28 protein-coding genes are annotated in these 25,595 nt (G+C 50.9%); 13 read left to right on the forward strand and 15 right to left on the reverse strand.

The genetic code is table 11. From position 1 onward, the window contains the following. Nucleotides 1–133: 133 nt before the first annotated feature. From BLW68_RS06200 to BLW68_RS06220, 5 genes are all read right to left on the reverse strand, one after another. Nucleotides 134–466: a rhodanese-like domain-containing protein gene (locus BLW68_RS06200; protein WP_092791372.1), complete on the reverse strand. Its 333-nt coding sequence runs from the start codon at nt 464–466 to the stop codon at nt 134–136. 280 nt (nt 467–746) lie between these two features. After that, a complete protein-coding gene (locus BLW68_RS06205; protein WP_092791374.1) occupies nt 747–1,130 on the reverse strand; it encodes a DUF1294 domain-containing protein in 384 nt (127 codons plus the stop codon). 7 nt (nt 1,131–1,137) lie between these two features. Beyond that, nucleotides 1,138–1,566 carry a nuclear transport factor 2 family protein gene (locus BLW68_RS06210; RefSeq protein ID WP_092791376.1) on the reverse strand — a complete coding sequence of 143 codons (429 nt, stop codon included), beginning with the start codon at nt 1,564–1,566 and terminating at the stop codon, nt 1,138–1,140. A 59-nt stretch (nt 1,567–1,625) separates the two neighbouring features. Next, nucleotides 1,626–1,916: a type II toxin-antitoxin system RelE/ParE family toxin gene (locus BLW68_RS06215; protein ID WP_092791378.1), complete on the reverse strand. Its 291-nt coding sequence runs from the start codon at nt 1,914–1,916 to the stop codon at nt 1,626–1,628. After that, complete coding sequence (locus BLW68_RS06220) at nt 1,909–2,145, reverse strand: ribbon-helix-helix domain-containing protein (protein ID WP_092791380.1); 237 nt, start codon at nt 2,143–2,145, stop codon at nt 1,909–1,911. Before BLW68_RS06220 ends, BLW68_RS06215 begins: the two co-directional genes overlap by 8 nt. A gap of 188 nt (nt 2,146–2,333) precedes the next feature. Here BLW68_RS06220 and BLW68_RS06225 point away from each other — a divergent pair, with 188 nt between their 5' ends. Continuing rightward, complete coding sequence (locus BLW68_RS06225; protein WP_092791382.1) at nt 2,334–3,239, forward strand: EamA family transporter; 906 nt, start codon at nt 2,334–2,336, stop codon at nt 3,237–3,239. Between the two features lie 56 nt (nt 3,240–3,295). On the opposite strand, the gene BLW68_RS06230 is transcribed toward BLW68_RS06225, so the two are convergent. From BLW68_RS06230 to BLW68_RS06270, 9 genes are all read right to left on the reverse strand, one after another. Then, the gene (locus tag BLW68_RS06230) at nt 3,296–3,589 is read right to left on the reverse strand and encodes a type II toxin-antitoxin system RelE/ParE family toxin (protein WP_092791384.1); all 294 of its coding nucleotides are present in this window, start codon (nt 3,587–3,589) and stop codon (nt 3,296–3,298) included. Continuing rightward, nucleotides 3,583–3,828: a type II toxin-antitoxin system ParD family antitoxin gene (locus BLW68_RS06235; protein ID WP_092791385.1), complete on the reverse strand. Its 246-nt coding sequence runs from the start codon at nt 3,826–3,828 to the stop codon at nt 3,583–3,585. The genes BLW68_RS06230 and BLW68_RS06235 overlap by 7 nt, the downstream gene beginning before the upstream one ends. A gap of 103 nt (nt 3,829–3,931) precedes the next feature. Then, nucleotides 3,932–4,723: an SDR family oxidoreductase gene (locus tag BLW68_RS06240; RefSeq protein ID WP_245728284.1), complete on the reverse strand. Its 792-nt coding sequence runs from the start codon at nt 4,721–4,723 to the stop codon at nt 3,932–3,934. 233 nt (nt 4,724–4,956) lie between these two features. After that, nucleotides 4,957–5,847 (reverse strand): 3-hydroxyisobutyrate dehydrogenase, encoded by an 891-nt coding sequence (gene mmsB / locus BLW68_RS06245; protein WP_092791388.1) that lies wholly within the window; start codon nt 5,845–5,847, stop codon nt 4,957–4,959. Nucleotides 5,848–5,859: 12 nt separating this feature from the next. Further along, nucleotides 5,860–7,002 (reverse strand): enoyl-CoA hydratase/isomerase family protein, encoded by a 1,143-nt coding sequence (locus BLW68_RS06250; protein WP_092791390.1) that lies wholly within the window; start codon nt 7,000–7,002, stop codon nt 5,860–5,862. After that, nucleotides 7,002–7,775, reverse strand: a complete 774-nt coding sequence (locus BLW68_RS06255) for an enoyl-CoA hydratase (protein WP_092791394.1) — start codon at nt 7,773–7,775, stop codon at nt 7,002–7,004. Before BLW68_RS06255 ends, BLW68_RS06250 begins: the two co-directional genes overlap by 1 nt. Nucleotides 7,776–7,951: 176 nt before the next feature. Beyond that, nucleotides 7,952–9,109 carry an acyl-CoA dehydrogenase family protein gene (locus tag BLW68_RS06260; protein WP_092791396.1) on the reverse strand — a complete coding sequence of 386 codons (1,158 nt, stop codon included), beginning with the start codon at nt 9,107–9,109 and terminating at the stop codon, nt 7,952–7,954. Between the two features lie 285 nt (nt 9,110–9,394). Then, nucleotides 9,395–10,891: a CoA-acylating methylmalonate-semialdehyde dehydrogenase gene (locus tag BLW68_RS06265; RefSeq protein WP_092791398.1), complete on the reverse strand. Its 1,497-nt coding sequence runs from the start codon at nt 10,889–10,891 to the stop codon at nt 9,395–9,397. 324 nt (nt 10,892–11,215) lie between these two features. Further along, nucleotides 11,216–12,397 (reverse strand): thiolase family protein, encoded by a 1,182-nt coding sequence (locus BLW68_RS06270; RefSeq protein WP_092791401.1) that lies wholly within the window; start codon nt 12,395–12,397, stop codon nt 11,216–11,218. A 265-nt stretch (nt 12,398–12,662) separates the two neighbouring features. Here BLW68_RS06270 and BLW68_RS06275 point away from each other — a divergent pair, with 265 nt between their 5' ends. The 10 genes from BLW68_RS06275 to BLW68_RS06320 all read left to right on the forward strand — a co-directional run bounded on the left by BLW68_RS06275 (nt 12,663) and on the right by BLW68_RS06320 (nt 23,073). Then, a complete protein-coding gene (locus tag BLW68_RS06275) occupies nt 12,663–13,073 on the forward strand; it encodes a MerR family transcriptional regulator (RefSeq protein WP_092791404.1) in 411 nt (136 codons plus the stop codon). Nucleotides 13,074–13,112: 39 nt separating this feature from the next. Beyond that, nucleotides 13,113–14,282, forward strand: coding sequence for an isovaleryl-CoA dehydrogenase (locus BLW68_RS06280; protein ID WP_092791406.1), 1,170 nt, complete (start codon nt 13,113–13,115; stop codon nt 14,280–14,282). Nucleotides 14,283–14,674: 392 nt separating this feature from the next. Next, on the forward strand, nt 14,675–16,282 hold the full coding sequence (locus BLW68_RS06285) for a carboxyl transferase domain-containing protein (RefSeq protein WP_092791408.1): 1,608 nt from the start codon (nt 14,675–14,677) through the stop codon (nt 16,280–16,282). Between the two features lie 307 nt (nt 16,283–16,589). Continuing rightward, nucleotides 16,590–17,390 carry an enoyl-CoA hydratase/isomerase family protein gene (locus tag BLW68_RS06290; RefSeq protein ID WP_092791410.1) on the forward strand — a complete coding sequence of 267 codons (801 nt, stop codon included), beginning with the start codon at nt 16,590–16,592 and terminating at the stop codon, nt 17,388–17,390. Continuing rightward, entirely contained in the window at nt 17,390–19,375 is a 1,986-nt protein-coding gene (locus BLW68_RS06295; protein WP_092791412.1) for an acetyl/propionyl/methylcrotonyl-CoA carboxylase subunit alpha, read from the forward strand. Before BLW68_RS06290 ends, BLW68_RS06295 begins: the two co-directional genes overlap by 1 nt. Next, nucleotides 19,372–20,286 (forward strand): hydroxymethylglutaryl-CoA lyase, encoded by a 915-nt coding sequence (locus tag BLW68_RS06300; RefSeq protein ID WP_092791414.1) that lies wholly within the window; start codon nt 19,372–19,374, stop codon nt 20,284–20,286. Before BLW68_RS06295 ends, BLW68_RS06300 begins: the two co-directional genes overlap by 4 nt. A 389-nt stretch (nt 20,287–20,675) precedes the next feature. Continuing rightward, a complete protein-coding gene (locus BLW68_RS06305; RefSeq protein ID WP_092791416.1) occupies nt 20,676–21,377 on the forward strand; it encodes a CoA transferase subunit A in 702 nt (233 codons plus the stop codon). A 10-nt stretch (nt 21,378–21,387) separates the two neighbouring features. Further along, the gene (locus BLW68_RS06310) at nt 21,388–22,047 is read left to right on the forward strand and encodes a CoA transferase subunit B (protein WP_092791418.1); all 660 of its coding nucleotides are present in this window, start codon (nt 21,388–21,390) and stop codon (nt 22,045–22,047) included. 115 nt (nt 22,048–22,162) lie between these two features. Continuing rightward, a complete protein-coding gene (gene parS / locus BLW68_RS06315) occupies nt 22,163–22,612 on the forward strand; it encodes a type II RES/Xre toxin-antitoxin system antitoxin (protein WP_092791419.1) in 450 nt (149 codons plus the stop codon). Further along, a complete protein-coding gene (locus BLW68_RS06320; RefSeq protein ID WP_218141316.1) occupies nt 22,612–23,073 on the forward strand; it encodes an RES family NAD+ phosphorylase in 462 nt (153 codons plus the stop codon). The genes parS and BLW68_RS06320 overlap by 1 nt, the downstream gene beginning before the upstream one ends. On the opposite strand, the gene BLW68_RS06325 is transcribed toward BLW68_RS06320, so the two are convergent. Continuing rightward, nucleotides 23,062–23,943, reverse strand: a complete 882-nt coding sequence (locus BLW68_RS06325; protein ID WP_092791423.1) for an NAD(P)-dependent oxidoreductase — start codon at nt 23,941–23,943, stop codon at nt 23,062–23,064. The two genes, BLW68_RS06320 and BLW68_RS06325, sit on opposite strands and share 12 nt — an antisense overlap. Nucleotides 23,944–24,029: 86 nt before the next feature. Between BLW68_RS06325 and BLW68_RS06330 the strand changes: the two genes are divergently transcribed. Both BLW68_RS06330 and BLW68_RS06335 read left to right on the forward strand, forming a co-directional pair. Then, on the forward strand, nt 24,030–24,509 hold the full coding sequence (locus tag BLW68_RS06330; RefSeq protein ID WP_092791425.1) for a glutathione peroxidase: 480 nt from the start codon (nt 24,030–24,032) through the stop codon (nt 24,507–24,509). A 70-nt stretch (nt 24,510–24,579) separates the two neighbouring features. Further along, nucleotides 24,580–25,569 carry a 2-hydroxyacid dehydrogenase gene (locus tag BLW68_RS06335; protein WP_092791427.1) on the forward strand — a complete coding sequence of 330 codons (990 nt, stop codon included), beginning with the start codon at nt 24,580–24,582 and terminating at the stop codon, nt 25,567–25,569. Nucleotides 25,570–25,595: the final 26 nt, after the last annotated feature.

Below are 25,595 nucleotides of genomic sequence, written 5' to 3' on the forward strand. Positions count from 1 at the left end.
ATTGTCATTTTAATTGCTTTACTGTTTTAACCTGCGGATCAGTTGTTCCCGCGTATAACACAAAAAAGAGCGCGCTTACTGAAGCGCGCTCTGGTTCTTCTTAGTGAAGAATACAGCAGGTAAGGCACCGGCTTTAGGCTTCCTCTTTCTGGCTTTCCCAGTCTTCCATCCCACCTTCGTAATCATACACATTAACAAAGCCAGCTTGATCAAGTGCTTTGGCCGCGTTTAGCGAAACGTCGCATTGCTTATTTGCGCAATAAACAATGATCTTCCGATTTTTATTTTCACCAGTAACCTTGGTCACATCTTCTACAAAATTGTCATTGTCAGGAAAGGGAATATTAATTGACGTACGAATATGCTTTTCGTTAAAAGCGTCTACGGGCAGCGCATTAATCAACACAAAATCTTCGTCGTTCACTTCATTCATGCGTTTAATATCCGCTTTGGTAACCGTTTTCATAGCATCTCCTCTTTCAGTATCAGTTGTGTGCCGGAGTCAGACTACGTACACCAGGCACGTGAAAATGAATTTAGATCTTGCCTGACAAAGGTTGCAAAAAATGAACCAAAGCAATTTTATCAACTTATTTTAGTCGCCTACCAGCAAAGGCCCGCATGTACGCCTTGACGTCCGTTGCCAATGGAGATTTAAGATAAATTAACCTGAAATTATTACAGCGCGCATTGAAGTTATTGCAACAGACGAGCACATGCTGGGATGATTTCTAACAGAAACCCATCTACACCGTGCTGAGTATCGGCAGTATGCCCCGCCCGACTAACCAACTAAGCACGGCCAGATTAACCAGTACAGTAAGCCAAAACACGGTAAGAAAGGCACGCTTTTTTGATTTATGCCGCAGATAGCTTTGCGCCAGCAAAGCACCGGGCCAGCCACCGATCAGCGATAACAACTGTAAATGTGCTTCCGGTATACGCCAGCGGCCAGCCTGGGCTTTGCGCTTATCCAGCCAGTAACTGATAAACGTAAACAGACTAATAACAGCGTAAGCGGCAATAATGTATAGCGGTAACCTTTCCAAAGCGAACGCCACTGCAAGCGCTGCGCTAAAAACAGCTACCAATAGCAGCGGCCAACGGATAATTTTTCCTTGTACGCGCATTGCTGTTTTACTTTGCCTTAATCGTCGCCTGCCAGTTTACCGCCTGCCATTGGCCGTTTTTACGCACAAAAGTACCGCTGTTTAAATAACGTTTGGTATCAACGCCCGATCTGCCCACCAGTACAAAAGCCACCACTGCGGTATCGCCGTATTGCATAATGCGCACATCTTCGCTGCTATACACGGTGTCTATCTCTTCTGGCTTTAACATGCCGCGGCTGGCTACGCCTTGCATCAGCTCAACCTTACCAAAGCGCGTGCCGCTTGAACTGGTGTAAATAAGTTCGTCAGCCCAGTATTTATTGTGAATAGCGGCATCGTTGCGGGTTGCGCCATCTAAAAATTCGCTTAGTAGTGCAGTAAGTTCGGCTTTGTCGTCGGCCAGGGCCAGAGTTGGTATTAATAGCAGCGTGGCGAGCAGTAGGCTGGTTTTCATAGTGGGTTCCCTCTTATGTACTCAGTTTTTTATCAGTTAAACTACCACACAATAAAGCGTTAAGGTAACCAGGGCTGCAAATCCTGCGAGCCAAGTACTGCCAAAATATCTACCGTATTACCGTCGAGGCGGTAATAAATACTGTCAACACCACAGAGGCAACGGCGATAGCCTGGCCTGATATGATCTACCGATTGATACAAAAATGGATTATTAGCAATTTGTTCAAACATGCTGAAAAACGCATAAAAGTAATGATCCGCCTGCTGTTGGCCAAAACGCTCTGCTCCATAGTAATAAATGCGCCGCAAATCTTCTTTCGCCAGATTAGACAGCCGCACTTCATACATGCTTAGCTAAGCCTTGCTTAAACTCCTGTAACATATCTTCTGCACTTTGGCTGATAAAACCGCTTTGCTCAGCTAAAGCCAGCCTCTGGTTAATTGCCTCTGCGCGACGGGCATTACGGATAAGCTCGTTAATCAGCTCGCTTTTGCTGCTGTACTCAGCGCCTTCACTCACTTGTTGCTGCAGCCATTCATCATTTGGCTGACTCAGGGTAATGCTCTGACGGGGCATAACGTTCACCTTTGCATTTGGTGCATAACTGCATCAAAAATACACCACGACTAACCGGTGTGCAATTTTTTAAGTGCGGTCATATAAAAATATTGACCTTAAGTTAAGTTGAGCTTTTACAGTGCCTGCGTTTTACAACAGGCGCTTAGCTTAATTCTTCTTAATCCGCATATTTCAGGAGTTGTTCAATGAGTTCAGCCGTACCGCAAGCCCGCTGGTTCGATATTGGTTTAACCGCTGCCGCACCATTAATTTGGGGCAGCACTTATCTGGTTACCACAGAGTTTCTGCCGCCCGATGTACCGCTGCTGTCTGCCACACTGCGTACCCTGCCGGTTGGCTTACTAATGTTGCTGTGTCTGCGCCAACTGCCGGCTAAAGGCTGGTGGGGCAAAATTTTTCTGCTCGGCATGCTGAACATCGGCATCTTTCAGGCGCTACTGTTTGTGGCCGCCTATCGCTTGCCCGGTGGCGTGGCAGCAACCGTTGGCGCCATTCAACCGCTGGTGGTGGTACTACTGGGCTGGGCAGTGCTGAATGCCAGAACCAGCGTGCTAAGCTGGATTGCCGCACTGTGTGGTTTAGCCGGCGTGGCCATGTTGGTGCTGGGGCCGGCCGCGAAATTGGATGTTATCGGCGTAGCCGCAGCGGCGGCAGGTGCCTTTGCCATGGCCTGCGGTACTTTACTGACCAAAAAATGGCTGCCGCCAGCCAGCGCTATGGTACTAACCAGTTGGCAGCTAACGGCCGGTGGTCTGTTTTTATTACCGCTGGCTCTGCTGTTTGAAACCTTGCCAGCCCAACTTAGCCTGGCTAACGTTTTTGGCTATATCTGGCTGGGGTTAATCGGCACCGGCTTAACCTATGTGTTTTGGCTACGCGGGGTAATGAAAATGCCGGCAGCGGCCGTAACCACCCTTAGCCTGCTTAGCCCGCTAAGTGCTACCGTACTGGGCGCATTGGTGCTGCAACAAAAACTAACACTGCTGCAAAGTGTCGGTATGGCGCTGGTATTACTTGGGGTCTGGCTGGGGCAGCGCACTACTGTTATAGTGCCGACCTCTGCTCAAGCGAAGCTTAAAGTAAGCAGTTGAGCAGAGAAAAAGGCGCCGCGGCGCCTTTTCTGCTCGTATCGGATGTGAAATTAAATTTATCGTAATTTTGCCAGAGGATCCTGCCAGCGGCTCAAAATACGCAATATAAGCAGTGTATCTCCTTTTACCCGGTAATAAATGCAGTGAGAACGGTGCACGATGCGCCGCACGCCGGTTCTGATATCACTGCAGTCTTTACCTAACAACGGCTGTGTGCACAATAAATCAAACATTTTCAGCAGTTGCTGATAGTAAATGTATGCTTGATATTCACCGAATTCAGCCAGGGTAAAATCGGCGATAACAGTTAAATCCTCTTTCGACTGCTCCGAAAGCTGTAATGTCAGCACTTACTTTTATGCCGCATCAATGCTGCCTGCCAAATATCCAGCGGGGATGATTCGCTGACACCTGACGCCAAAGCCTGATCCAAGATATCGCCCAGCTCTGCCTTAGCCTGTTGCCGCATTTGATCCTGCCTGACCAAATGTCGGATATATTCCGAGTCGTTACCAAACTGACCGGACGCCACCTGAGCTTTAACCCACTCGTCTTGCTGTGGCGTTAAGGTAATGGTTTTACGTTGCATAACATACCTCCACTAACAGTATGAATTTATCATACGTTCTGTTGCCGGATCCGGCAACAAAAAAGGCGCCGCGGCGCCTTTTTCCATAGCAATAGCCAGCAGCTTACATGCTGATACCGCCGTCGATTTCTACCACCCGGCCGGTGAAAAAATCGTTTTCAAAAATGTACTTAGCGGTATGGGCAATTTCAGTGGCTTCGCCTAAGCGCCCTACCGGCTTCATCTTCTCTAAACGGTCACGCGCTTCGGGTTTCATCGCATCGGTCATCGCGGTGCGGATAACGCCCGGCGCAATAGCCCCTACGCGAATACCAAAACGGCCTAATTCACGCGCCCAGGTTACGGTCATCGCGACCACGCCGGCTTTAGAGGCAGCGTAGTTGGTTTGGCCCATATTGCCGCCACGGGCGACGCTGGACATATTAATAATCACGCCCTTGATACCGCGTTTTACCATCACCGCCGCAGCTTCGCGGCCACACAGGAATACGCCGGTTAAGTTCACATCTATTACCGACTGAAACTGGGCCAGTGACATCTTGCTTTGCAGCTCGCCGTCTTTGTATTTCAACAACAAACCGTCACGCAAAATACCGGCGTTGTTAATCAGGCCGTCAATGCCGTTAAAATCGTTGTCGATTTGGGCAAAAGTAGCTTCTACCTGTTCTTCATTCGCAACATTGGCAATGTAGGTGTGTACTGTAGTTATAGCGCCCAGTTCAGCTTTGGCTGCAGCTAACTGATCGGCATTCATATCAATTAATGCCAGTTTGACACCTTCATTCGCACACATGCGGGCCATTTCCAGGCCTAAGCCCTGAGCACCGCCGGTGATAACGATGGTTTTGTTTTGCAGGTTCATTTCTCTCTCCGACATCGCGATTACTGCGTACATTTTTTCTGCGACACGCCATAAACCATCCTTGGGGCTCGATTCCGGCCATCCATGGCCTCCAACGGTCGCTGAAAAAAGTACATCCGTACTCGCTTAATACTGTGATATGAGCAAGTGCGTAGAATTTTTCTACCGGGACCGTGTTTTTCAGGGACGAAAAACACGAGCCTACAGGGACGTATTTACGGCGTGTCCCGGAGAAAACATTCGGAGTACTTGCGTGTTAATTCAAATTAATTGGCTTTGGCAAACAGTTTAAAAATACTGGAAAAATCCAGTTTGCCATTGCCGGCCCGCTGGTGTGCTACGTACAGGCTGCGCGCCAGTGCGCCCATTGGCGTGCTGCTTTGGCTTTGCAATGCCGCTTCCAGCGCCAGGCCTAAATCTTTTGCCATCAAATCGACCATAAAGCCGCCCTGATAACCATTTGATGATGGCACATTGGGCATTACGTCCGGGCAGGGGTTGTACAGCTCTAATGTCCAGTTACGGCCTGAGCTTTTCAGCATAATGTCAGACAGCACTTTCGGGTCCAAACCATTGTCTACGCCCATTTGCAGCGCTTCTGAAGTGCCGACCATTAAAATACTCAGCAGCATATTGTTGCAGATCTTGGCTACCTGGCCTGCACCCACGGCACCTGCATGAAACAGGTTTTTACCCATATTACCAAGCACGGTTTTAGCACGCTCAAAGTGCGCTGCATCGCCGCCAACAATAAAGGTTAAGGTACCGGCTTTAGCACCACCGACACCACCGGAAACCGGCGCGTCGATAAAGGCAATACCTTGTGCAGCTAAACCAGCGCCCACTTTGCGGGCGCTGTCAGCATCTATAGTAGAGCAGTCAATTACCAGCGCATCTTTGCTGATATTGCCGGCAATGCCCCGTTCACCTGAATATAAACCGATAACATGCTTACCGGCCGGCAGCATAGAAATAACAAATTCAGCGCCTGTTACCGCTTCTGCCGCGGTAGCAGCAACGGCTGCGCCTTCGGCTTTTACCTGCGCCAGCGCCGCTGCCGATAAATCAAAGGCGGTTACTGCATGCCCGGCTTTCACCAGATTAATGGCCATAGGGCCACCCATATTGCCTAACCCTATAAATGCAACCTTAGCCATATTTGCTCCTAATCAGTTATCCAATTGGCCCAGTTCACGTAGCGGGTGCTCGCCGGCAGCCCACGGTGAACGGAACAGTTCGTCAATCACGCTTTGCGGCACGTCACTCACCGTTTTGTATTGCCAGTTCGGGGTTAAATCTTTATCCATTAATAACGCGCGCACACCTTCGGTAAACTCACCCAGCTTGCCGCACTGCACGCTTAAACCCAGCTCCAGCCGGAAGCTGTCAGCCAGTATTTTGCTTTGGCCCAGTTTTAACAGCTCAAATACGATATGTGCCGTAATAGGGCTGCCATAAGCCAGCGACTCTTTGGCTTTTTGCAACCACTTATCTTCGCCCTGCATGGCATTAATGTTGGCAATAACAGCAGGCAAACTCTCCAGTTTCGCCAGTATTTCAATGGCGCCTTGATGTGGCCGGATATTGCTCAGCGGCATTTGGGTGCGGCACTGATCTTCTTCAGCACGCAGTACATCGCTGAGCTTTTGATGATTTAACGCGACAGTATCGCCCCACTTTACTGTTAGCAGCTTTTCCAGTAGCGCAGCTTTGCGTTCATGTAGTAAGAAGTTATCGGCCAGGCCGATAAATTTGGCGTCGGCAGCGTTAATAGAAGCTCCGGTTAAACCTAAAAACAGGCCACAACCGGCGGGCATACGGTTTAAAAACCAGCTGGCGCCAACATCCGGATACAAACCTATCGCCATTTCCGGCATCGCAATACGGCTGGTAACTGTAACCACGCGATGTGAAGCGCCGGCCATCAAGCCTAAACCGCCGCCCATCACTATGCCATTGCCCCAGACCAGTACCGGTTTGCCAAAGGTGTGAATTAAATAATCCAGCGTATATTCTTTGGTGAAAAACTCTTCCACGTACGGCGCATAAGTACCCGGCTCTGCCAGCATGGCTTTATATAAATCGCGGATATCGCCACCGGCGCAAAAGGCCTTATCGCCTGCGCCCTGCAGCAATACCATACTAATGCTGCTGTCCGCCTGCCAGGCCTGAAGCTTAGGCAATAACGACTCCACCATCGGCAAACTAAGCGCATTCAGTGACTTTTCTGAATTCAGCGTCGCCACACCAATCTTTTTGCCATTTTGTGCTGCAAGCTCCTGATACAGCACTACGTCATTTACACCGCTCATTAGCCATTCACCCAGTTGGCTTTGCGTTTGTCTAAAAACGCCTGCACCCCTTCAACCTGATCTTTAGTGTCGAACAGGCCAACGAACAACTCGCGCTCTAAAGGCAGGGCGCTTTGCATAGTGCCGCTGCGGCCTTGCTGAATAAGCTTTTTACAGGCTGTGACTGAAGACGGGCTTTGCTCGGCCACCTTATCAGCAAGTGCCAGTGCACTTTCCAGTACCATACCGGTTGCCACCACTTCTTCCACTAAGCCAATTTGCAGCGCTTTTTCTGCACCTAAACGCTCGCCGCATAAGATCATGCGTTTAGCCCAGCCCTCGCCTACCAGCCACGCCAGGTTTTGCGTACCACCGGCACAAGGCAGTAAGCCGACCTTGGCTTCCGGCAGCGCCATTTGCGCTTGTTGCTCGGCAATGCGGATATCACAAGCCAGTGCCACTTCTAAGCCGCCGCCCATGGCATAGCCGTTAATGGCCGCAATAGACACACCGCTAAAGGCGCTTAAGGTTTCAAAGGCTTCGCCGAAAATGCGCGCCATATCGCTGGCAATGGCTTTATCGCCATCAGCAAACAGCTTTAAATCAGCGCCGGCAGAGAAAAATTTATCGCCCTCACCAGTGATCACCAGGGCATAGATATTTTTATCCTGATCCAGGCTTTTTACCGCGTCGCGCAGCTGGGTTAAGGTGTCACGGGTCCAGGTGTTGGCCGGCGGGTTAGACATAGTGATAAGCGCCGTGTGACCACGCTTTTCCAGTTTTAATTGAGCCATTGTTGTCTCCTTTTATTGCCTGAATGCACTCAGGCAAGAAGGAGGATTAGCCTTGTTCTAAAGCGACCGTTGGAGGCCATGGATGGCCGGAATCGAGCCCCATGGACGGTTTACGGCGTGTCGCTGTGGACAAGGCGGTTCCTCCTGATGATTTTGCTCATCGTTACAAAAAGTGGTTACAGAATATCGCCTGCGGCTTCATCCAGTAAACGCCGGCCGATTATCAGCCGCATAATTTCATTGGTGCCTTCCAAAATCTGGTGCACGCGCACGTCACGGAAATGCCGCTCCAGCGGGTATTCTTTAATGTAGCCATAGCCGCCATGCAGCTGCAGTGCCTGATCACAGACCTGGAAACCCACATCGGTAGCAAACCGCTTGGCCATAGCGCAATAGGCGGTGGCTTCACCATCTTTTTGGTCCAGCTTAAACGCCGCTAAACGCACTAACTGCCGTGCAGCAACTAACTCGGTGGCCATATCAGCCAGTTTAAACTGCAGTGCCTGAAATGCCGCCAGTGGCTTACCAAATTGCTGCCGCTCTAACATATAATTACGTGCGGTGTTCAATGCCTGCTGCGCGGTACCGATAGAGCAGGTAGCGATATTAATCCGGCCGCCGTCCAGGCCTTTCATGGCAAAACCAAAGCCTTCACCTTCTTTGCCCAGCAGGTAATGCGCCGGTATGCGCACATCTTCAAAAGTAATTAAGCGGGTTGGCTGGGCGTTCCAGCCCATTTTTTCTTCGGCTTTGCCGTAAATAACACCTTTGGCATCGGCCGGCACGATAAAGGCCGAAATGCCTTTCGGCCCGACTTCACCGGTACGCGCCATTACCACTAATACTTCGGTTTCACCGGCACCGGAGATAAACATCTTAGAGCCGTTTAATACGTATTCGTTGCCATCTTTTTTCGCACTGGTGCGCAGGCTTGCCGCGTCAGAGCCTGAGCCTGGTTCTGTTAAGCAGTAAGACGCCAGTTTCTGGCCGGTTACCAGATGCTCCATCCATTCTGCCTTGGCATCGCTGGTGCCCCAGTTGGCGATCATCCAGGTGGCCATATTGTGAATGGTCAGCATGGCAGTGGTGGCGGTACAGCCCATCGATAGCTGTTCGAAAATAATGGAGGAATCTAAGCGCGATAGCCCCATGCCGCCGTCGTCTTCCGGGGTGTACAGCGAGCAAAAGCCCAGCTCACCGGCTTTTTGGATCACGTCTTTAGGGAAGTGATGCTCACGATCCCATTGCGCTGCGTGTGGCGCCAGTTCTTGTTCAGCAAATTGTTTGGCTACATCGACAAAAGCTTGTTGGTCTTCTGTTAAATTGAAATTCATAGTTGGTCCTGCTTATCCAATCGGCTTCGTCGCTTCCGTACATTTAACACGCTCGCCCGTTCGCCGCTCCCCGGCTCACTTTTGATCACTCGCTAAGTTAAATCTACTCCGCACTTCGCCTTGTTAACCGTTTTGAACCTGCATCTGAGAAGGACTGCAGACTTTACTAAGCCGACCGTTGGAGGCCATGGATGGCCGGAATCGAGCCCCATGGATGGTTTATGGCGTGTCAGCGTGTAAAGTGTGCAGGCCTGAGCCTGACTAAGATCAGGCTCCACATTGCTCTTAACGTAAGTTAATCGACATATTCGGGCCGGAAACCGGAATATCGTCGTCAAACCAGCGTGCTGTAATAGTTTTCGTCTCGGTATAGAAACGTACCGCCTGCTTACCATAAGCATGCTGGTCGCCGTAGAACGAGCCTTTCCAGCCGGTGAAGGAGAAAAACGGCAGTGGCACAGGAATAGGAATGTTAATACCCACCTGACCTACTTCCACCTCATGCTGATACTTACGTGCAGCTGCTCCGCTGGCGGTAAAGATAGAAGTACCGTTACCGTACGGGCTGTCATTCACTACTTTTAATGCTTCAGCTAATGAGCCAACTTGCATGGTAGTTAATACCGGACCGAAAATTTCCTGCTTATAAATTTCCATCTCGGTAGTAACGTTACTAAACACCGTTGGGCCTACCCAGTTACCGTTCGGGTAACCTTCCACTTTGCAGTCTGAGCCATCCAGCACGCAGGTCGCGCCTTCTTTTTTACCTTGCTCAATTAACGATAACACCCGGGCACGCGCCTGCGGGCTGATCTGCGGGCCATAAGCAGCGTTAGGGTCGGTATATACACCCGGGCGTACTTTGCCAATGGCAGAGGCCACTTCGGGGATCCAATCTGCTGCTGCGCCAACAAATACCGCTACAGAGATGGCCATACAACGCTGACCGGCAGCGCCTACGGAAGCACCAACCAAGGCATTAACCACCTGCTGCTTATTGGCATCCGGCATAATCACCATATGGTTTTTCGCACCGGCAAAAGCCTGTACGCGTTTTAAGTTGTCGGTACCGGTTTTGTAGATGTACTGACCAACATTAACCGAGCCAACAAACGAAATCGCTTTAATATCCGGGTGGTGCAGGATCGCATCAACCTGCTCTTTCGCGCCGTGCACTACCTGCAGCACGCCTTTGGGTGCACCGGCCTGTACAAACAGCTCGGCAATTTTATTTACCGTCATCGGATCTTGCTCAGACGGTTTTAAGATAAAGGTATTGCCGCAGGCAATGGCCATCGGGAACATCCACAGTGGGATCATCGCCGGGAAGTTAAACGGCGTAATACCGGCGCAGACACCCAGCGGCTGAATATAGCTGTAGGTGTCGATGCTGCGCGCGACGTTTTCTACCGTTTCGCCCATCATCAACGATGGAATGTTAGCGGCTTGCTCAACCACTTCGATACCACGCCAGACATCCCCTTTGGCGTCTTCTACCGTTTTACCCAGTTCGCGGCAGATAATGTCGGCAATTTCGCCCTGATGCTCTTTTAACAAGTGAGCAAAGCGCATCATTAAACGGGCGCGCTCTGATACCGGTACTTCTTTCCACGTTAAAAAGGCCGCTTTGGCCGACTCGATCGCCTGCTCCATTTCGCCAGCTGTGGCACATGCCACCTGAGCAATCACGTCTTGTGTTGCCGGGTTGGTAACGGGGATCAGTTTGTCACCGGTAGGGGTGACGAACTCGCCGTCGATAAAATGCTTAACCTGTTGTGTCATGTTGCTTCTCCCGATTGTTTGGGTATGCCGCCAGCTTGTTGTATATCTAATTATCAATCTATGCTGGCGAGCTTCTAATATGTTTAGCCGGACTATCCAGCCAAAGCGGAACCGGAACAACTAAGCAGACGATCAAAAGCGAGGATGGGAGATCCGAGCGGGTCTGCGTGTTGTTACGGTGGAAGCGTCGGCTTGCACCTTTCTCCGGTTCACGGCTTCGTTGCTTTCGCACATTTAACACACTCGCCCGTTCGCCGCTCCCCGGCTCACTCTTGATCGCTCGCTAAGTTAAATCTGCTCCGCACTCCGCCTTTATCGTGTTACTTATAAAACTTCCACTGCCAGTGCTACGGCTTCGCCGCCACCGATACACAGTGAGGCCACGCCTTTGCTTAAACCGCGGTTACGCAGCGCATGAATAAGGGTAACCAGAATACGCGCGCCTGAAGCACCGATAGGATGGCCCAGCGCACAGGCGCCGCCGTTTACGTTTACTTTGCTCTCATCCAGCCCCAACTCATTAATCGCCAGCATGGTTACCATGGCAAAGGCTTCATTAATTTCCCACAGATCTACCTGTTGTTTATCCCAGCCGGCTTTTTGCAGTACTTTTTGCATAGCGCCAACCGGGGCCACGGTAAACAGCGCCGGTTCCATTGAGTTGGTGGCATGTGCTACCACGCGTGCTAATGGCTTAGCGCCTTGTGCTTTAGCATCAGATTCACGCATTAATACCAGAGCCGCAGCGCCGTCAGAAATAGAACTGGAGTTAGCGGCTGTAATAGTGCCGTCTTTGGCAAAGGCCGGACGCAGAGAAGGAATTTTGTCAATTTTGGCATTGCCCGGTTGCTCGTCTACCGCAAAGGTCATTTCACCTTTACGGGTCTGGAAAGTGACCGGGGTAATTTCGTTTGCAAAAGCACCGCTGGCAATCGCCTGCTGCGCACGGGTGGTAGATTGCACCGCGAAGGCGTCCATCTGCTCGCGGGTGATGCCTCTCTCATCAGCAGTGCCCTGGGCAAAACAGCCCATGGCTTTACCGTCGTAGGCATTTTCCAGGCCATCTAACATCATATGATCTTTAATTTCGCCGTGGCCCATGCGGTAGCCGCTACGGGCTTTTGGCAGCAGGTAAGGTGCGTTGCTCATCGATTCCATACCACCGGCTACCACTACATCAGCGCTACCGGCCTTTAACAGGTCGCTGGCCAGCATTACCGCTTTTAAGCCCGAGCCACATACTTTATTAATGGTAGTGGCACCGGCACTTAGCGGTAAGCCGGCTTTTAAGGTGGCCTGGCGTGCCGGTGCCTGGCCTAAACCGGCCGGCAGCACGTTGCCCATAATCACTTCACTGACCTTATCACCTTTGATACCGGCCTGCTCTAACGCAGCTTTAATCGCCGTGGCACCCAGCACAGTCGCATCAACGTCGGTTAAGCCGCCCATAAAGCCGCCCATAGCGGTGCGTGTAGCAGCAACGATTACAATATTGTCGGTAGCCATGAAGTTCTCCTGAAAAAGCTGTCGGCTAAAAAGTTGTTCCAGAGCCTACACCAAATTTACGTTTACGCCAACGTCAACCACCTAACACTATGGTAGTGTGCACCGCTTTTGGTTCAGCAAAGTGTACAGTCTGACCAGTACAAACTGGCATTTTAGCTTTACAAACACGGCAAAAATGGCCATTTTGCCAACTTGGCGCCAAGTCATCAGCTTTACCTTTACGTAAACTTCACTTATATTGACTGCGTTTTCGGGGAAGGCGGATATGACAGAAAAAGAAGAAAAAACATATAGCATCAGCGAACTGGCCAAAGAGTTTGATATTACCACCCGTAGTATCCGCTTTTATGAAGATCAGGGGCTGATCACGCCTTTACGTAACGGCCAAACCCGTATTTACAGCAAGCGCGACCGGGTGCGGTTAAAGCTGATTTTACGCGGCAAACGCCTCGGTTTTAGCCTGGCCGAAACCGGCCAACTGTTTGAACTGTACGACGCAGATAAAAGCAGCGTCACCCAATTAAGTACCATGCTGAAGCTGATAGAGCTGAAAAAAGCCGAGCTGCATCAGCAATTGGACGATATCAAAGTTGTGCTGATGGAGCTGGTAACAGTAGAGAAACGTTGCCGCGACACCTTAGCCGACGCCAAACAACATAAAACCGGCCTGAATTAATACAGCGCCGGTTAAAAGACATAGCAAACGGGGATCAACATGATTAGTAGTTATAAAGGGCTTAATTTCGATTTAGGCGAAACGGTAGATATGATCCGCGAGCAGGTTAACGCCTTTGCCCGCGAAGAAATCGCGCCGCGCGCCGCCCATATTGACGAGAAAAACGAGTTCCCGAATGAGCTGTGGCGCAAATTCGGTGACCTGGGCCTGCTGGGCATTACCGTAGATGAAAAATACGGCGGCACGGGCCTTGGCTATTTAGAGCACGTAGTAGCACTGGAAGAAATCAGCCGCGCTTCAGCCTCTGTTGGCTTATCGTACGGTGCACATTCCAACCTGTGTGTAAACCAGATTTTCCGCAACGGCACTGAAGCGCAGAAGATGAAATATCTGCCGAAACTATGCTCAGGCGAGCATATCGGTGCGCTGGCGATGAGTGAGCCGAACGCCGGTTCAGACGTAGTCAGCATGAAGCTGCGCGCTGAGAAGCAAGGCGATAAGTACATTTTAAACGGTAATAAAATGTGGATCACCAACGGCCCGGATGCACACACTTATGTGATTTACGCCAAAACCGATATTAACGCCGGCTCTAAGGGCATTACTGCCTTTATTGTTGAGCGCGGCACTAAAGGCTTTAGCACGGCGCAAAAGCTGGACAAGCTGGGTATGCGCGGCTCAAACACTTGTGAGCTGGTGTTTGAAGATTGCGAAGTACCGGAAGAAAACGTGCTGGGCCAAATCGGCGGTGGCGTTAAAGTATTAATGAGTGGCCTCGACTACGAGCGCGTGGTGTTATCCGCTGGCCCACTCGGCATTATGCAGGCCTGTATGGACGTGGTAGTGCCGTATATTCACGACCGTAAACAGTTTGGCCAGTCTATCGGTGAATTCCAGCTGGTACAGGGCAAACTGGCCGATATGTACACCCAAATGAATGCAGCGAAATCTTACGTTTACACAGTAGCTAAAGCCTGTGATCGTGGCGAAACCACACGTAAAGATGCGGCAGCGGTTATTCTGTACTCGGCAGAGCTGGCGACCAAGATGGCGCTGGATGCGATTCAGCTGCTGGGTGGTAATGGTTATATCAACGAGTACCCTACCGGGCGCTTACTGCGCGATGCCAAGTTGTATGAAATTGGCGCCGGTACCTCGGAAATCCGCCGTATGCTGATTGGCCGGGAATTGTTTACCGAATCAAACTAAGGTTTAAAGGCGAAACTCGGGTGGAAGCGGCTGCTTCCACCGTAACAACACGCAGACCCGCGAATTTCTCCCAAATTCACTCCTGATCGTCTGCTTAGTTGTTCCGGTTCCGCACCGCCAATATAGCCGTAACTAAATAGAAAGTTGAATGAGGCGAAGCGCGTAACAGATTTAACTAAACGAGCGATCAAAAGTGAGCCGGGGAGCGGCGAACGGGCGAGTGTGTTAAATGTGTGAAAGCAGCGAAGCCGTGAATCTAAGTCCGGTGCAGGCCAAAGCTTCCACCGTAACAACACGCAGACCCGCTCGGATCTCCCATCCTCGCTCTTGATCGTCTGCTTAGTTGTTCCGGTTCCGCTTTGTCTAACCAGCTCTGGTATAAGGTGACTTAAGTGACCAGAATTACCTCCAAAATAAACCCTCGCGCTGAGGACTTTCAGAAAAACGCCGCCGCCATGCAGGCCGTGGTCGATGATCTGAACAGCAAAGTACAGCAAATTAAACTCGGTGGCGGCGAAGCGTTAATTGCCCGCCATACCGCCCGTGGCAAACTCTTTGTGCGTGACCGTATCCAAAAATTATTGGACCCTGGCTCACCGTTTTTAGAAGTTGGCCAGTTTGCCGGTTGGGAATGCTACGACGATTACGTACCCAGCGCCGGTGTGGTAGCCGGTATCGGCCGCGTTAGCGGTGTCGAGTGCATGATTGTCGCCAATGACGCCACGGTAAAAGGCGGTACTTACTACCCGCTAACGGTGAAAAAGCACCTGCGCGCGCAGGAAATAGCCGAGCGCTGCCACCTGCCGTGTATTTATCTGGTCGACTCCGGCGGTGCTAACCTGCCCCGCCAGGACGATGTATTCCCCGACAAACTGCACTTTGGCCGTATTTTCTTTAACCAGGCCAATATGTCAGCCAAAGGCATTCCGCAAATTGCCGTGGTAATGGGCCTCTGTACTGCCGGTGGCGCCTATGTGCCGGCAATGGCCGATGAAAGCATTATTGTTAAAGAGCAAGGCACTATCTTTTTAGCTGGCCCGCCGCTGGTAAAAGCAGCTACCGGTGAAGAAGTATCCGCCGAGGAGCTGGGCGGTGCCGATGTGCACTGTAAAATCTCCGGCGTAGCCGATCACTATGCGTTAAACGATGAACATGCGCTGCAACTGGCGCGTAATGCAGTAAGCCGCCTTAACCGCCCTGCCCCGCAAGCTATGGATGTTAAAGCGCCGCAAGAGCCACTGTATGACGCCAAAGAGCTGTACGGTGTGGTTGGCACAGACCTGCGCAAGCCGTTTGATGTAAAAGAAGTGATAGCCCGTATTGTTGACGGCTCAGACTTTGATGAATTTAAGCAATATTATGGCGCCACCCTGGTGTGTGGCTTTGCACGCATCTTCGGCTATCCGGTAGGCATTGTCGCCAATAACGGGATACTGTTTTCAGAGTCGGCGCAAAAAGGCGCGCACTTTATTGAGTTGTGCGCTCAGCGCAAAATTCCGCTGCTGTTTTTGCAAAATATTACCGGCTTTATGGTAGGTAAAAAATACGAAGCCGAAGGCATTGCTAAGCACGGCGCTAAAATGGTAATGGCGGTAAGCTGTGCTAAGGTGCCGAAATTTACCGTGCTGATTGGCGGCAGCTACGGCGCCGGCAACTACGGCATGTGTGGCCGCGCCTATGACCCGACCATGATGTGGATGTGGCCTAATGCGCGTATTTCGGTAATGGGTGGTGAGCAAGCTGCCGGCGTTATGGCGCAGGTCACTAAAGATGGCCTGGCGCGTAAGGGCGAAACCCTGTCTGCGGAAGCAGAAAAAGCGCTGAAGCAGCCGATTATTGAGCAATATGAAAAACAGGGCCATCCGTACTATGCCAGTGGCCGCTTGTGGGATGACGGTATTATCGACCCGGCACAAACGCGGATGACAGTAGGCCTGGCGTTAGCCGCCGCGCTGAATGCACCGATTGAAGAAAGCCGTTTTGGCGTGTTCCGGATGTGACACACTATGATGCAGACAACCGCAATCGCTCCGTACAACTTTGTCAGAACACGCCGTGAATACATCCCTGTAGGCTCGTGTTTTTCGTCCCTGAAAAACACGGTTCTGAGCAAAGTGCACTGCGCGTTTGCTGCATCGGATATGAAGCGGGTGCGGATGTGATTTTTTCGGCGACCGTTGGAGGCCATGGATGGCCGGAATCGAGCCCCAGGGATGGTTTATGGCGTGTCGCAGAAAAAACTTCACGCAGCAACCGCGATTTCGAAGAAATGCAGTCTCAAGTTGCATTAACACTTTCGGAGATAAGATGAACCAGGTTTACACAGAAGTCAGTATCGACCCGCGCGGCGTAGCCACCCTAACGCTAAACCGCCCCGAGATGCACAACGCCTTTGACGATGCGATGATAGCCGAGCTTATCGCCGTGCTAAAAGACTTAGCCAATAACGACAGCGTGCGGGTGTTAGTACTAACCGCCAACGGCAAAAACTTCTCTGCCGGTGCCGATTTAAACTGGATGCGCTCAATGGCGCAAAAAAACTACCAGCAAAATTTAAACGATGCCAGCGAACTGGCCACCTTAATGCACCGGCTGGATAAATTCCCCAAGCCAACTATTGCGCTGGTAAAAGGTGCCGCCTTTGGTGGTGCTTTAGGTTTAGTCGCCTGCTGCGATATCGCCATTGCCGAAGAGAATGCCAGCTTTTGTTTAAGTGAAGTGCGCATCGGTTTAATACCAGCCGTGATCAGCCCTTATGTGATGCGCGCCATTGGCGAGCGTGAAAGCCGGCGCTATTTTTTAACTGCAGAGCGTTTTATGGCGCCCAAAGCCAAACAGCTTGGCCTGCTGCATGAAGTGGTCAGCGAAGGTGAGTTAAACGATAGCCTTGAGACTTTTGTAAACACCCTGCTGCAAAACAGCCCGGCTGCACTAACCGCCGCTAAATCGCTTATTCACAATATTTATAACCGTAAAATCAGCAATAACGTCATCGCCCATACCGAGCAGTCCATTGCTGAAATCCGAGTATCGCCTGAAGGTCAGGAAGGTTTAACGGCGTTTTTAGAAAAACGTAAACCGGCCTGGCTTGGCAAGGAAGACGCATAATGTTTCGTAAAATATTAATCGCCAACCGTGGCGAAATTGCCTGTCGTGTTATCGACACTGCGCATAAACTCGGTATCCGCTGCGTGGCGGTGTATTCTGAAGCCGACGCCAATGCCCGCCATGTACGCATGGCCGATGAAGCCTATTTGTTAGGCCCGGCACCGAGCAAAGACTCTTATCTGCGTGCGGATAAAATTATCGCCATCGCCAAACAAAGCGGTGCCCAAGCGATTCACCCGGGCTACGGCTTTTTATCGGAAAACGAAAGCTTTGCTAAAGCCTGTGATGAGGCCGGCGTAGTGTTTATCGGCCCGCCGGTCGGTGCTATCACTGCGATGGGCTCAAAAAGCGCGGCCAAAGATATTATGGCCAAAGCCGGAGTGCCGCTGGTGCCCGGCTACCATGGCGATGATCAAAGCGATGCGCTGTTAAGCACCGAATCAGAGCGTATCGGCTACCCGCAGTTGCTAAAAGCCGCTTATGGCGGCGGCGGTAAAGGCATGCGCGTGGTGTGGAAAAAAGCAGAATTTGCTGATGCCTTAGCCAGCGCGCGGCGTGAAGCCAAAGCCGGCTTTGGCAATGACAAAATGCTGATTGAGCGCTATTTAACCAAGCCGCGCCATATTGAAATTCAGGTCTTTGCCGACAACCACGGCAATGCCGTATACCTGGCCGAGCGCGATTGCTCTATTCAGCGCCGGCACCAGAAAGTGATTGAAGAAGCGCCGGCACCGAATTTCAGCAGCGAACAGCGCAAAGCCATGGGCGAAGCGGCAGTAAAAGCGGCCAAAGCCATCGATTATCGCGGCGCCGGTACGGTGGAGTTTCTGTTCGACGAAGACGGTTCGTTCTACTTTATGGAAATGAACACCCGGCTACAGGTAGAACACCCGGTTACCGAGATGATCACCGGACAGGACTTAGTTAAATGGCAGCTGCTGGTCGCCGCCGGTGAAAAACTGCCGCTGGCGCAGGACGATATTCAGCTGGATGGCCATGCCATTGAAGTGCGGGTGTATGCTGAAGATCCGGATCACGATTTCCTGCCGCAAACCGGCAAGCTGACGTATTTGCGCCAGCCTGAAGCTAACCGCCATGTGCGGGTAGATACCGGCGTGGTGGAAAACGATGAAGTATCGCCGTTTTACGATCCGATGATCGCCAAGTTAATCGTCTGGGATGAAAGCCGCGACCGCGCCATCGCCCGCATGTTACGTGCACTGGACGATTACCGTATTGCCGGCGTTACCACCAACTTAGGCTTTTTAACTAGCCTCACCGAGCACCCGGCGTTTAAAGCGGCCGAGCTTGATACCAACTTTATTAACCAGCACCAGCACACGCTGTTTGCACCAGCCAACAAAGAAAACAATCAAGCGCTGGTGCTGGCAGCTCTTTATATATTGCAGCAGCAAAAAGCGCCGCAAACTTCGTGTAACAGTTTCAGCCCGTGGCAATTCAGCCATGGCTGGCGGATGAACGAAACACCGACTGTCGAAATTGCGCTGCAACACGGCGAGCATAAAACGCTGTTAAAAGTGCAGCAACTGCAGCAGCACTATGTGATTGATGTTGAAGGCCAGCAGCTTTGCTGCACGGCAGAGCTAAACGGCGATGAGCTAAGCGCAGTACTGGGCGATCATCGCACTAAGGTGCGGGTAAGCCGCTATGCTGACACCATTAGCGTGTTTATTAAACATCAGCGTTATGACTTTATCTACCAAACTGAAGTAACCACTGAAGTGGAAGGCGCCGATCACGCCGGCAGCTTAACCGCACCAATGAACGGCACTATTGTCGCGGTGATGGCCAAAGCAGGTAGCACTGTTAACGCCGGTGATACCCTGGTGATTATGGAGGCGATGAAAATGGAATACAGCATTAAAGCACCGAAAAACGGTGTCGTTAATGAAGTATTCTATGCCGCCGGCGACCTGGTAAAAGACGGCGCCGAGCTGGTTGACTTTACCCCGGAGGAAGCATGAGTTTTCCCAAAAGTGTTCGCATAGTGGAAGTTGGCCCGCGTGATGGCCTGCAAAACGAAGCTGCAGTCGCCACCAGCGATAAAATTGCGCTGATTGATATGCTAACCGCAGCAGGCCACAGCTATATCGAAAGCGGTGCCTTTGTTTCACCCAAGTGGGTGCCGCAAATGGCGGATTCTGCACAGGTGTTTGCCGATATCAGCCGTAAAGCCGGCGTTACCTACGCCGCCCTTACACCCAATTTAAAAGGCTATGAAGCCGCCAAAGCCGCCGGTGCTACTGAAGTGGCGATTTTCGGCGCAGCGTCAGAAGCATTCAGCCAGAAAAACATTAATTGCAGCATCGCAGAGAGTTTGGAACGTTTTGCCCCTGTGGTAGAAGCGGCCAAAGCAGACGGCATCAAAGTACGCGGCTACGTGTCATGCGTGGTGGGCTGCCCCTATCAGGGCGATGTGGCCCCCACCGAAGTGGCATTAGTGGCTAAGGCGCTGCTGGAGATGGGCTGCTATGAGATCTCACTGGGCGATACCATAGGCGTTGGCACACCGGATAAGGTCAATGCGATGCTGGATGCAGTGCTTTCCATGGTGCCGGCAGATAAACTGGCGGTGCATTTTCATGACACTTACGGCCAAGCGTTAACCAATATTTACGTCGCACTAAACCGCGGTATTACTGTTATTGACAGCGCAGTGGCCGGTCTTGGCGGTTGTCCTTACGCCGCGGGTGCGTCAGGCAATGTTGCCACTGAAGATGTGGTGTATTTACTTAACGGTCTTGGTATTTCCCACGGTATCGATTTAACTGCGCTGGCAAAGGCTGGCTGGTTTATTACCGACAAGCTGGGGAAGCAGCCTAGTTCTAAAGTAGGATTGGCGCTAAAGGCCAAGTGCACGCAAACTAAGGCTTAATATCAAGATAGGTTGCAGCATCCCGGCAATTGCTGCGTGTATTTTTTCTGCGACACGCCGTAAACCCATCCCTGGGGGCTCGATTATGAACTTCGTCCATGAAGTTCACCCTTCGGGCCCGCGAGGCGGTTCAAATTCGTTCCTGACGAATTTGTCTGCCCATCCAGGGCTGCAACGGTCGCTGAAAAAAACACATCCGCACTTGCCTGTTTCATCTGAGCAGGTAAGCGCGCAGTACACTTTGACCGGAACCGTGTTTTTCAGGGACGAAAAACACGAGCCTACAGGGAGGTATTTACGGCGTGTTCCGGCAAAGTTGTACGGAGTGATTACCGTCAAATTAACATTAAGTTTTCGCTTATAGTTCAGCAAAGAACAGAGGACAACAAATGGCAGGGTTTAATAAAGTCGTAAATAGCTACGAAGACGCCATGGCAGGCCTGCAGGACGGCATGACCGTTATTGCCGGTGGCTTTGGCTTATGCGGTATTCCGGAAGGCTTAATTGCTCAGATCAAAAAAATGAAAACCAAAGATTTAACCGTGGTATCAAACAACTGCGGTGTAGACGGCTTTGGTTTGGGTATTTTGCTCGAAGATCGGCAAATTAAAAAAATGGTTGCCTCTTATGTAGGTGAAAACGCCCTGTTTGAAAAACAACTGCTCAGCGGCGAGCTGGAAGTGGAATTAACACCACAAGGCACCCTGGCCGAGAAAATGCGCGCCGGCGGTGCTGGTATACCGGCATTTTTCACTGCAACAGGTTATGGCACCCCGGTAGCTGAAGGCAAAGAAACCCGCGAGATTAACGGCCGTCACTATGTACTGGAGCCGGCGATTACCGGTGATTTTGCCATAGTGCGCGCCTGGAAAGCTGACCGTTACGGCAACCTGGTATTTCGCCACACCTCAATGAACTTCAACCCGATGGCTGCTACGGCCGGTAAAATTACCGTGGCTGAAGTAGAAGAAATAGTCGAGCCTGGCGAGCTGGAGCCGTCACAAATTCACACCCCGGGTATTTACGTACAGCGCGTGATCAAAGGCAACTTTGAAAAACGCATTGAACGTCGTATGGTCCGTCAAGGTTAAGGAGGCAACAATGGCTTTATCTCGTGAACAGGTTGCCATGCGCGTCGCGCAGGAGCTGCAGGACGGTTACTACGTTAATTTAGGTATCGGTATCCCTACGCTGGTGGCGAACTATGTGCCGGCCGGCATAGAAGTAATGCTGCAATCAGAAAACGGCCTGCTCGGTATGGGCCCCTACCCGACGGAAGCGGAAATTGACGCCGATATGATTAACGCCGGCAAAGAAACCGTTACCGCCATCAAGGGCGCAGCTATTTTCAGCTCGGCTGAAAGCTTTGCCATGATCCGCGGCGGCCATGTCGATTTAACCGTACTGGGCGCTTTTGAAGTGGATCAAAACGGCAATATCGCCAGCTGGATGATCCCGGGCAAACTGGTTAAAGGTATGGGCGGTGCCATGGACTTAGTCGCCGGCGCACAGAATATTGTCGTTACCATGACGCATGCCGACAAATACGGCAACAGCAAGCTGCTGGAAAGCTGCACCCTGCCGCTAACCGGGGTGGGCTGTGTAAAGAAAATCGTTACCGACTTAGCCGTACTGGAAGTACGTAACGGCGCTTTCCACTTATTGGAGCGCGCACCGGGTATTTCAGTCGACGAAATCAAACAGAAAACCGCAGGTAAACTGGTTATCGAAGGCGATGTGCCGGAGATGGTGTTTAACTAAACTGTCGGTTTAATCTATTAAGGGCGCCATGATCGCATGATCTTAGCGCTCTTTTTTTGACCAAAACAAAATCATGTGATACATTTTAAAAATATCAAATGATAGAGAATGCATCATGACAGCCTTAGTACGTGAATTTACCCCTACACTCTATTCCGCACCAAATTTGTGGCAGCAGTTGGGTATTGCTGAGCGCGGGCCTAAATTATATCAGGCGCTGCATGAGGGATTTAGCTACAGCGTATTTGATAAACTGGCAACGGTGTCAATGCTGGATAAAAAGCAGTTGGCGCAAGTATGTCAGTTAGCGCCAGCTACATTGGCACGGCGGGCAAAGCTGGGTAAATTTACGCAGGAAGAAAGTGACCGGCTACATCGTTTTGCTACCGTGCTGGTAGCAGCCAATGCCTTGTTCGATAAAGATATGGTAGCAACCAAACGTTGGCTTACAGAGCCGGTATACGGCCTTGGCGATAAAGCGCCGCTGGATATGTTGGCAACCTCTGCTGAGACGCAGGCGATACTGGATTTAATTGGCCGCTTAGAACACGGTGTGTTTGCCTGATGCAGCTGTATCGCTTAGTGCATAACAAATGGGCTGCACAAGCATTTGACGGCGAAGGCGCAAAACTTTATGGCGGACGCTGGAACAGCAAAGGTCAGCTGTGTGTCTATACTGCAGGATCTGAAGCCCTGGCCATACTGGAGATTCTGGTACATTTAAATAACCGCACAGCACTTAAACAGTACAGGCTATTTCAATTAACTATTGCCGCCGAAGCAGTATTATCGGTTAGTCCTGCGAATCTGCCACAGAGCTGGCAACAACAGCCAGCCAGCATTGACACCGCGCGTATTGGCGATAGCTGGCTGGTACAACAAGCCAGCCTCGCGTTATCTGTACCCAGTGTTATTGCACCGCGCGAAAACAATATATTGCTTAATCCACAGCATTCGCACTTTAACCAATGTCTGGCAACAATTACCGAACTTGAATTTATGCCAGACCCACGCTTAACGCTTTAACCGCGCCAGCAAGCTGGAGGTATCCCAGCGGCTGCCGCCCATTTGCTGCACTTCACTGTAAAACTGATCTACTAATGCCGTCAGCGGCAAATGACTGCCGTTCTCACGTGCTTCTGTAAGTGCTATGCCTAAATCTTTGCGCATCCAGTCAACCGCAAACCCAAAATCGTATTTACCCTGCAACATGGTTAGCGAGCGGTTTTGCATCTGCCAGGATGAAGCAGCACCTTGTGATATCACCTCTACCACCGCCGCCGCATCTAAGCCGGCGTTTTGAGCAAAATTCAGCGCTTCGGCCAACCCTTGCACCACCCCGGCAATACAAATCTGGTTTACCATCTTTGCCAGCTGGCCACTGCCAGCCGGGCCAAGCAGCTTAACGCAACGGGAGTAACACTGAATAGCCGTTTCTGCTTTAACAAAATCGTCACTTTCGCCACCGGTCATTACCGTTAGCACGCCGTTTTCAGCACCGGCCTGGCCGCCAGATACCGGTGCATCCAAAAAGCCAATACCCTGCTGCTTTGCCGCTTGTGCCAGTTCGCGGGCCAGATTAGCCGACGCAGTAGTGTGATCAACCAATACTGAACCTGCAGCCATACCCGCTAACACGCCATGCTCGCCATATACTACCGAGCGCACATCGTTGTCATTACCCACGCACATAAACACCAGCGAGGCACCCTCGGCAGCTTTAGCCGGGGTATCTGCATAAGCACCACCATATTGCGCGGCCCATTTTTCAGCCTTAGCCGCAGTGCGGTTATACACTGTTACCTGATAACCTTTTTGTTGCAGGTAGCCCGCCATCGGGTAACCCATTACGCCCAGGCCGATAAACGCGACGTTATTCTCACTATTAATTGACATATTAATGACTTAAAACTGTGACATACTGTGGCGCAAAGCTTACAAAGATCTTCGCTCGATTGAAAGCACTTAAATAAGGAAACAGCATGGCCAATGTGCACCAGTACAAGGTAAAAGATGCCAGCGGTAACGACATAGATCTGAGCCAGTATCGTGGCAAGGTATTGCTGGTCGTGAACACAGCCAGCCAATGCGGCTTTACACCACAATATAAAGAGCTGGAACAGCTACACCAGAAATACAAGGATAAAGGCCTGGTTATACTGGCCTTTCCCTGTAACCAGTTTGGCGGTCAGGAACCCGGCTCCGATAACGAAATCCAGCAGTTTTGTGAACTGAATTACGGTGTCAGTTTTCCGGTTATGGCAAAACTGGCGGTAAATGGCCCGGATGCATCTCCCCTGTTTGAACACTTAAAAGATTCGGCGCGTGGCCTGATGAAAACCCGCGCTATCAAGTGGAACTTCACCAAGTTTCTGGTAAATAAAGACGGTGATGTAGTTAAACGCTATGCCCCGCGTACTAAACCTGCCAGTATTGCCCAATCAATAGAAGATTTGCTGTAACTTTGATCCAGCGCTAAATATAGCGCTGGTATTTGCGCTAAGCTCTATGGCAAATAATGGGAGAGATACCATGAAAGTTGCCGTATTTAGCGCCAAAAAGTATGACAGAGACGGCTTTAGCCAGTGGGCTGACCGTAGCCTGCAATTTAGCTACCACGAAATCAGGTTAAATAAAGACAGCGTCAAACTTGCCGCAGGCTGCCATGCCGTATGCGTATTTGTTAACGACGAGTTGGATGCAGAGGTATTACAGCAGTTATCAGAGCTCGGTATTGAGATGATAGCGCTGCGCTGCGCCGGTTTTAATAACGTTGATCTGGACGCTGCCAAAGTGCTTGGCATTAGGGTGTCACGGGTACCGGCTTATTCACCCGAAGCCGTAGCCGAGCATGCTATCGGCATGATGCTGTGCCTCAACCGTAAATTGCATAAAGCCTACAACCGGGTACGCGATGATAACTTTGCGCTGGACGGCCTGCTGGGCTTTAACCTGTTTGGTAAAACAGTCGGGTTAATTGGTACCGGCCGTATTGGCCTTGCAACCGCAAGGATCCTACGCGGCTTCGGTTGCCAGTTATTGTGCCATGACATCGCTCAAAACCCATTAATTGCAGAGCTGGGCGGGCGCTATGTGCCACTGGCCGAGCTATACGCCCAAAGCGACATTATCAGCCTGCACTGCCCGCTTACACCCGATACAAAGCATATTATTAATCACTACAGTATTGGCAGCATGAAAGATGGCGTAATGCTGATCAACACCAGTCGCGGCGCACTGATAGACAGTAAAGCGGTAATAGCAGGGCTGAAAAACCGTAAAATTGGTTATCTGGGCTTAGATGTATACGAGCAGGAAGCCGATTTATTCTTTGAAAACCTGTCAGAGCAGGTTATAGACGACGAAGTATTTAAACGTCTGCTCACTTTCCCTAATGTGCTGATCACCGGCCATCAGGCATTTTTTACCAAAGAAGCACTACAGGAAATTTGTCAGGTAACCAGCGACAATTTACTGGCATTTGCCAGTAGTACTGCCACCGGCAATGAGTTAGTTAACTAAAACAGCCAGGGGCGCAATTAAGCGCC

Origin of the sequence: Rheinheimera pacifica (assembly GCF_900108485.1) — a bacterium.
GTDB classification, from domain to species: Bacteria; Pseudomonadota; Gammaproteobacteria; order Enterobacterales; family Alteromonadaceae; genus Alishewanella; species Alishewanella pacifica.

Coding starts and splice junctions, on each gene's coding strand:
- BLW68_RS06200 (WP_092791372.1), bottom strand. CDS start 466: ATGAAAACGGTTACCAAAGCGGATATTAAACGCATGAATGAAGTGAAC.
- BLW68_RS06205 (WP_092791374.1), bottom strand. CDS start 1,130: ATGCGCGTACAAGGAAAAATTATCCGTTGGCCGCTGCTATTGGTAGCT.
- BLW68_RS06210 (WP_092791376.1), bottom strand. CDS start 1,566: ATGAAAACCAGCCTACTGCTCGCCACGCTGCTATTAATACCAACTCTG.
- BLW68_RS06215 (WP_092791378.1), bottom strand. CDS start 1,916: ATGTATGAAGTGCGGCTGTCTAATCTGGCGAAAGAAGATTTGCGGCGC.
- BLW68_RS06220 (WP_092791380.1), bottom strand. CDS start 2,145: ATGCCCCGTCAGAGCATTACCCTGAGTCAGCCAAATGATGAATGGCTG.
- BLW68_RS06225 (WP_092791382.1), top strand. CDS start 2,334: ATGAGTTCAGCCGTACCGCAAGCCCGCTGGTTCGATATTGGTTTAACC.
- BLW68_RS06235 (WP_092791385.1), bottom strand. CDS start 3,828: ATGCAACGTAAAACCATTACCTTAACGCCACAGCAAGACGAGTGGGTT.
- BLW68_RS06240 (WP_245728284.1), bottom strand. CDS start 4,723: ATGTACGCAGTAATCGCGATGTCGGAGAGAGAAATGAACCTGCAAAAC.
- mmsB (WP_092791388.1), bottom strand. CDS start 5,847: ATGGCTAAGGTTGCATTTATAGGGTTAGGCAATATGGGTGGCCCTATG.
- BLW68_RS06250 (WP_092791390.1), bottom strand. CDS start 7,002: ATGAGCGGTGTAAATGACGTAGTGCTGTATCAGGAGCTTGCAGCACAA.
- BLW68_RS06255 (WP_092791394.1), bottom strand. CDS start 7,775: ATGGCTCAATTAAAACTGGAAAAGCGTGGTCACACGGCGCTTATCACT.
- BLW68_RS06260 (WP_092791396.1), bottom strand. CDS start 9,109: ATGAATTTCAATTTAACAGAAGACCAACAAGCTTTTGTCGATGTAGCC.
- BLW68_RS06265 (WP_092791398.1), bottom strand. CDS start 10,891: ATGACACAACAGGTTAAGCATTTTATCGACGGCGAGTTCGTCACCCCT.
- BLW68_RS06270 (WP_092791401.1), bottom strand. CDS start 12,397: ATGGCTACCGACAATATTGTAATCGTTGCTGCTACACGCACCGCTATG.
- BLW68_RS06275 (WP_092791404.1), top strand. CDS start 12,663: ATGACAGAAAAAGAAGAAAAAACATATAGCATCAGCGAACTGGCCAAA.
- BLW68_RS06280 (WP_092791406.1), top strand. CDS start 13,113: ATGATTAGTAGTTATAAAGGGCTTAATTTCGATTTAGGCGAAACGGTA.
- BLW68_RS06290 (WP_092791410.1), top strand. CDS start 16,590: ATGAACCAGGTTTACACAGAAGTCAGTATCGACCCGCGCGGCGTAGCC.
- BLW68_RS06295 (WP_092791412.1), top strand. CDS start 17,390: ATGTTTCGTAAAATATTAATCGCCAACCGTGGCGAAATTGCCTGTCGT.
- BLW68_RS06300 (WP_092791414.1), top strand. CDS start 19,372: ATGAGTTTTCCCAAAAGTGTTCGCATAGTGGAAGTTGGCCCGCGTGAT.
- BLW68_RS06305 (WP_092791416.1), top strand. CDS start 20,676: ATGGCAGGGTTTAATAAAGTCGTAAATAGCTACGAAGACGCCATGGCA.
- BLW68_RS06310 (WP_092791418.1), top strand. CDS start 21,388: ATGGCTTTATCTCGTGAACAGGTTGCCATGCGCGTCGCGCAGGAGCTG.
- parS (WP_092791419.1), top strand. CDS start 22,163: ATGACAGCCTTAGTACGTGAATTTACCCCTACACTCTATTCCGCACCA.
- BLW68_RS06320 (WP_218141316.1), top strand. CDS start 22,612: ATGCAGCTGTATCGCTTAGTGCATAACAAATGGGCTGCACAAGCATTT.
- BLW68_RS06325 (WP_092791423.1), bottom strand. CDS start 23,943: ATGTCAATTAATAGTGAGAATAACGTCGCGTTTATCGGCCTGGGCGTA.
- BLW68_RS06330 (WP_092791425.1), top strand. CDS start 24,030: ATGGCCAATGTGCACCAGTACAAGGTAAAAGATGCCAGCGGTAACGAC.
- BLW68_RS06335 (WP_092791427.1), top strand. CDS start 24,580: ATGAAAGTTGCCGTATTTAGCGCCAAAAAGTATGACAGAGACGGCTTT.